This window comes from Actinophytocola sediminis (assembly GCF_054779715.1).
Genome location: NZ_BAAGXS010000014.1, coordinates 24305 through 30560 on the forward strand (window position 1 = coordinate 24305; position 6256 = coordinate 30560).

3 protein-coding genes and 1 pseudogene are annotated in these 6256 nt (G+C 64.4%); 1 reads left to right on the forward strand and 3 read right to left on the reverse strand.

Annotated features, from left to right (window positions below; genetic code table 11):
• Positions 1–140 precede the first annotated feature (140 nt).
• Together ACYVIP_RS08220 and ACYVIP_RS08225 are read right to left on the reverse strand one after the other, a co-directional pair.
• Complete coding sequence (locus ACYVIP_RS08220; RefSeq protein ID WP_460393752.1) at positions 141–707, reverse strand: hypothetical protein; 567 nt, start codon at positions 705–707, stop codon at positions 141–143.
• A 375-nt stretch (positions 708–1082) separates the two neighbouring features.
• Complete coding sequence (locus ACYVIP_RS08225) at positions 1083–1262, reverse strand: hypothetical protein (protein ID WP_460393754.1); 180 nt, start codon at positions 1260–1262, stop codon at positions 1083–1085.
• Between the two features lie 524 nt (positions 1263–1786).
• Here ACYVIP_RS08225 and ACYVIP_RS08230 point away from each other — a divergent pair.
• A complete protein-coding gene (locus ACYVIP_RS08230) occupies positions 1787–5296 on the forward strand; it encodes a hypothetical protein (protein ID WP_460393756.1) in 3510 nt (1169 codons plus the stop codon).
• Positions 5297–6158: 862 nt separating this feature from the next.
• Here ACYVIP_RS08230 and ACYVIP_RS08235 read toward each other — a convergent pair.
• Positions 6159–6256: pseudogene (locus ACYVIP_RS08235) on the reverse strand (IS5/IS1182 family transposase); the annotation flags it as partial.

The window sequence follows — 6256 nt, forward strand, 5'->3', positions numbered from 1 at the left end:
GGGATCATCAGTTGCTTTCGGTGCGTGATCGCGTCGCAGACCTAATGCAGGCCGACTTCAGCCTTGCCAGAATTTGCAATGTCGCAGAAGGCGAAGGTTGCCCGCGGCCCTGACTAATGTCGTCACGACCGCATGTTTGATCAATCTGGATCTGTTTCATGACGTTGAAGCTCTTCGCGCAATATGTCGTCCAACGCCCGGGAACGCGTGACCGCGTCGGTCACCAGTGCCGGTAAGCCATCGCGCGCCTTCTTGTTGGCGTCGGCGGACTGCTTCGTCACGCTTCGACTGTAGATCATGTCGTAGGCGGCCTCGGCGTCCACGAACGCGGCAACACATGATCCAAATGCCCGGCGGGCTTCGAGGGTTCCGAACGCGTTGACGCGGGCTCGCACCAGCTCCTGCCAGTCGGGTGCCCGGCCGTGGTCTCGGTACTCCGGCCAGTCGGCCATGCTCTGCTGATCGGCCTCCGGGGAAGCGAACCGCAGCCGCCACCACTCAGTCCACCACAGGACATCCACGTAGACCTCGGCCCGAGCCTTCCAGCTTCGCTCCTCTCTGGCGAGTCTCAACTGCGTCCCTGTGGTCAACTGAGCCACGCGCAGCTGTGTCATCGCCGCCTTGCGCCCGTTCCAGAACGTCACCAACACTGTTAGAGCAGCGACACCAGTCGTGGCGAGTGCGAGCATATTCGCGGTGATCTCCACGACTGGCAGTATGGTGGCCACATTCGTCGAGACCAACAACTGCAGGGCGACATCGAGTAAGCCCGCCGGCATCTCCTGCGCATGACCGCGCCCTGACCACGCGCGAAATCCGGTGGGCCGGGCACACTCGGCCCGGCTCCCGAGCTACGTGGGCGGGCTGTCGGGGAACAACGCGCGCCACCAGTCCGATTTAGGCAACTCCGAGAGGAGAACTTGTGTTCCATCGTGGTCGGTAGGTTCTGCACTACGACGTCTAGCTTCCGGACGCTCGACAACCTCCGAGCGGCCACCATCGAGGAACTGGCCGCCATCGACGGCGTCCGCTGTGAGAAGGCCCGCGCGATCCACGCCGGCCTCCGCGCCAACACTGATGTCCTAGGCCGCCTCGTCGCCGCAGGCATCACCACCGAAGTCGAGCAGCCGCCCACCGCCACATCTCTCGCGGGCAAGACCGTCGTGATCACCGGAACCGTGCCCGGCCTGCGCCGCACCGAGGTCCACGACGCAGCCATCCAACTCGGCGCGACCCGTCACCGGCTCGGTCAGCAAGGACACCGACCTGCTCATCGTCGGCGCAGGGTCCTCCACCCCGCAGCAAGCTCACCAAGGCACAGCAGCTCGGCCTAGCGACGATCAGTTCCTCGCCCTGCTCTGACCGACGCCGCTCACCACCGACCCCGGTGTTCTGGACCCGCCGGTAACTGTCCGGAACACCGGGGACACCACTGTCCGCAGAACACGGGCGCGATTCACGTGATCGACTCGGCCACCGTGGACACGACGCCCGAGACGCAAACCGCCCTCAGGTCCGGATGTTGACTTCTGCCGATCGTGAGGAGGTCTCGCGTGCCCGGTCGAGTCGGAGTACAGGGAGATCACGGTCTCGTGATGGCGGCGAACCGGTCGCCCGGTGTGCGCTCGCTAGTGCTGGACCTGCTGCGGCTGGGCTCGGTTTCAGATGTCCGACACGAGATCGCGATATGGTGTCCGTCGTCCTCGTCGCGTGGTGGATCGGCTCACCCCTTACCGACTGTCTGTGAACTGAACCAAGTTTTGACGTGACGCTACGAAGGGACGCGATGCGGTACCAGGAACCCGATGTGCACCGGACCATTATTCTGGTCGACGTCGAACAGTTCAGTGGTCACCAACGGACAAACCGGCATCAGATCGCCGTTCGCGAGGCGCTGTACCAGGCTGTTCAGCAGGCGTTTGGCGAAGCTGGGGTCTCCTGGGCGCGGTGTTACCGCGAGGACCGCGGTGACGGCATATTCATCCTTGCCCCTGCTGATATGCCCAAAGCACTGTTCGTCGACCTCGTACCGCATGCACTGGTCGCGCGCCTGCTCGACCATAACGCCTCTCACCCGGCCGAGGAACGAATCCGGCTACGGATGGCTCTGCACGCCGGCGAAGTCGCCTACGACGAGCACGGCGTCACGGCTACATCGATCATTCACGCGTTCCGCCTGCTCGATGCCACGTCGTTGAAGAACGCCCTCGCTGAGTCGCCCGGCGTGCTCGCCCTGATCACCTCCGAGTGGTTCTTCGAAGAAGTGGTGCGACACAGCCATCACACAGACGCCAGGACCTTCCAACCGACCGTGGTCGTGGCCAGGGGAACCTCGACCACAGCCTGGATCAGCCGGCCCGACCACCCCTACGCACCGGATACCGGTCCCTCTTCCGCAAACACCGGCGAGTCGGCTGAGCCCGTACCGCATCAGCACGATCGCATCACAGAACCCGCCGCGCCGCTTGGACGGCTCGTCGCCGACACTCTGGCCGAGGACTTGGAAGTCCGTCTGACTCTGCCGCAGGGGCCGGGTGACACAGGGTCACTACCCGCCTATATCTCCCGCGAGCACGACAGGATTCTGCGTGAACGGGCCGCCGCCGCCATGGACCAGGATGCTCCGCGTTCCGCCGTCGCGGTACTGGTCAGCGACTCGACCTCGGGCAAGACACGCGCCTTGTACGAAGTCCTGCACCACCCGGTTCTCCCCGCAGCAGGGAGAAACGCGCGGAGCCTGGCCGAGGCCGGGTGGCGGGTCTGGCCGTCCCGATCCGGCCTTCCTGCCGGGAGATTCCTCGCCGAACTCGCCGAGGTCGGTCCGCGCACGGTGCTCTGGCTCAACGAGGCCCAGCGCTACCTCATCGAACCCGGTGAGCGCACGGCGACGGCCATCGCCGCCGGGCTCCGCGCGCTGGTGGCCGACTCTGCCCGCGGCCCGGTGCTGCTGTTGGGCACACTCTGGCCTGACTACTACGCCCAGATCACCCGAAGCAGTGGCGGCGCGCCGGACCGCTACAGCCACGCCCGCGCCCTACTCGCGAACCACGTCATTCCCGTGCCGAATGTCTTCACCGGCGACGAACTCACCGCTGCCCGCGCCAGCACCGACACCCGCGTGCGCGCCGCGATCACCATCGCCGACACCGCGGCCGGTGGACCGGGCCGAGCCGTTCGAGTGCCGCTGACCCAGCATATGGCTGGTGTCCCCGCGCTGCTCGAACTCACCACGATCGCCGCCACCACTGACGTCGCCGTGTTGCACGCTGCCATGGACGCGCGCAGGCTCGGACTACGCGAATGGCTGCCGGACGCCTTACTTCGCGACGCTGCCCCCGCCTATCTCGACGAGCACGACCAACGCAGCTACCTCACGCATCCGGACTGGTTCACCAAAGCCTTGCGAACCCTCACCACTCCGCTTGCCACTGCGGGCGCCTGTGCCCTGCAGCGCCCACCGGTGATCCCCGGCCGGCCACCAGGCGATGTCGTCCGGTTGGACGATTGCTTGGACCAGCACGGCCGCAGACACCGAGTCGACTCGATGCCGCCAACCGGATTCTGGACCGCGGCCGCAGCCCATGCACACCCCGGCGACCTCGAGGACCTCGGAATCGCCGCATCGATGCGCGGGCACTATCGAGAAGCCGCGCAGCTTCGCAAGAACGTCATCGACCACGGCCACCTCGATGTGATACCTGGACTCGTCGCCGACCTTCACGATCTTGATCCCTCCGATCCTCGCCCTGCACGGTGGGCGATGGCCGCCACCGAGCACGACCTGGACACGATGGAGAGATTGCTGCGCGCGGTGCCCGCGATCCGAGCGGACCAGCAGGTCGCAGCAATGGCGAAGCGTGCCGTGGGCGACAGCATCGGTGACGCGGGCGACGCGGCGACACGCTTAACCGTGCTGCACCACGTCGGCGCCGAGGAACAGATCCGCGAACTGGCCCGACGTGCGGCTGCGGGTTGCCCACTCCTCGACCCCGCGGACGTCCGCCGGCTGCTGCGGACACTGCGCACGGTGGGGGCCGACGAACAGATCAACGAGGTACTCAGGCGAAGCCCTGCCACGCATGTCGCTCTCGACAACACAGTTGATGTCGCGAAGTTCTTGGAGGAACTCCATGAGCTTGACGCCTACGAACAGGTCGACGAACTGGCGCGACGCCTAACGGCAGATGACACCTTCGACGACCCTGGCCGCACGGCACACATCCTGAAGATGCTGCACGACAACGAAGCAGACGCGGATATCGACGAGCAGGTCGATGAACTGACACGACGGGCAGTCGCCCATACACCCCTCGAAGACGCTCTGGGACTTCGTCGTCTGCTGCTGATACTGCACACGATGGGAGCCAGACACAGGATCAATGAACTCCTCAGGCGAGACCCAGCAGCTCACGTTCTCCTCGATGAGCCCTGGGAACAAGATCCACTGGCGGCAGGCCCCTGGAGGGTAGCGGCGCTCATTGAGACACTGGGCGGAATCGGCGCCGCCAAACAGAGCGTCGAACTACTCAGACGCGCCCTCACACATCCCACGAGCCACCAACCCGACGGAGTGGCCCGGCTACTGCACGCGGCGCGGGCGATCGGAGCCAACGAGCAGTTCACCCACCTGGCTGAACGCGCGGCGACGACCATCGCCATAGACGATCTCTCAGGTGCGGGACGGCTACTTCTGGCGTTACACCACGCCGGGGCCGACGAGCACGCGGCCCAGTTCGCCGAACGCTTGGCCGCCCAAGCCGCACTGAACGAACCAGATGCCGTGGCATGGTTGATATCCGCTCTGGGCAAGGTCGGGGCCGACGAGTGCATCGCCGACCTGGTCAGGCGTGACCCTGCGACGCACGCCGCCCTCGACAACCCCGGCGCTGTGGCATGGCTGTTAGGGACGCTGCGCGAACTCGGAGAAACAGACCAAGTCGCCCGACTGATCGCGCGTGACCCTGCCGCACATGCCGCACTCGAGAACCTCGAGGCAGTGGCGTGGCTGATCAGCGAGCTGCACGACCTCGGGCAGGAACACCAGGCCACCCAACTGGCCATCCGCGTCGCCGGGCGGGCCACACCCGTCCAATCAGATGGAGTCGACCTACTCCTGCAGCAACTGCGAGCAATGGGAGCCGACGAACTCATCACAACGCTGACACAACGACTCACCGCCTACGGCTTCTACTACTTCGTAAGCCACGAACTCGTGGATAACCAAGATCAATTCCAGTTCGGACGGGAACCAGACGGTACCGCCGCCACTCCTTGGTCCTGGGATGACCTGCAATAACCGACCACCGCACATAAGTGCCGGCACACTGAACATCCGCTCGTGCCGCAGAGCGACCACAAACCCGGTTCCCAAGGAGCACATAGGAGCGGCCCGTGGGAGCAAACTGGGAGCCGAATAGGCCATCGAACGACAGTCGACCGCACTCAACCGCTCTGAACCGACGTTTGCTGACCTGCAGGAGTCATGTTTCTGCAGGTCAGAGCACTTGTTGATCTACGTTGACACGGTAGGGGTCACTGGTTCAATCCCAGTATCGCCCACCAGCATGTTTTCGCTGGTCAGAAGCCTCATTCCTCCTCGCGAGAAGTGGGGCTTCAGTCTTGTGTGGGGGCCAGATGGGGCATGGCGGCTTTCTTACCGTCCTGGCTCTCGATCATGAGTCTCGTGATGACTGGTCCTATACGGGTCTGAGGACACCGTGCCAAGCGACAGCGAGGCCTGACTTGACTGCGCTATGAATGCTCCGTTCTCAACCCGCTCTCGCCCACCTCAGCGAGCAACCTGACAGCCGGTGGCAGATTCACAGCGTCATCCGCACCGCCAGCGAGCTACTACAGGAGCACGTAGCTGGATGCCTCGAACAACTCAAACCACGCCATGCCGAATTGGTCACAATCCTTGCCGCTGATCCCAGTTTCCGGGCCGTCCGGACAGCTGACGCCCGACAGAAGTTCGCCGAAGAATGGCAGTTCGACCACAGCGACGGATACCGCCTACCGACCTGGTGAATCAAGGAATTGGTAGCTGAAGACCGCAACCGCCCAAACCAACTCACCGTCTGACTCGCGGCTGGACCCGATCGTGCTGGTGGTCTACCTGTCGCTAGCATGTTCGTCCCTGTTCTGGCTAAGACCGTGTCTCATGTGGGGAGTTGTCGGAGTCGTTTGAAGCAGGTGATGGCTGCGGCGAGGGTGAGGGATGCGAGGAAGTGGCTGGCTTTGCGTTCGTAGCGGATGG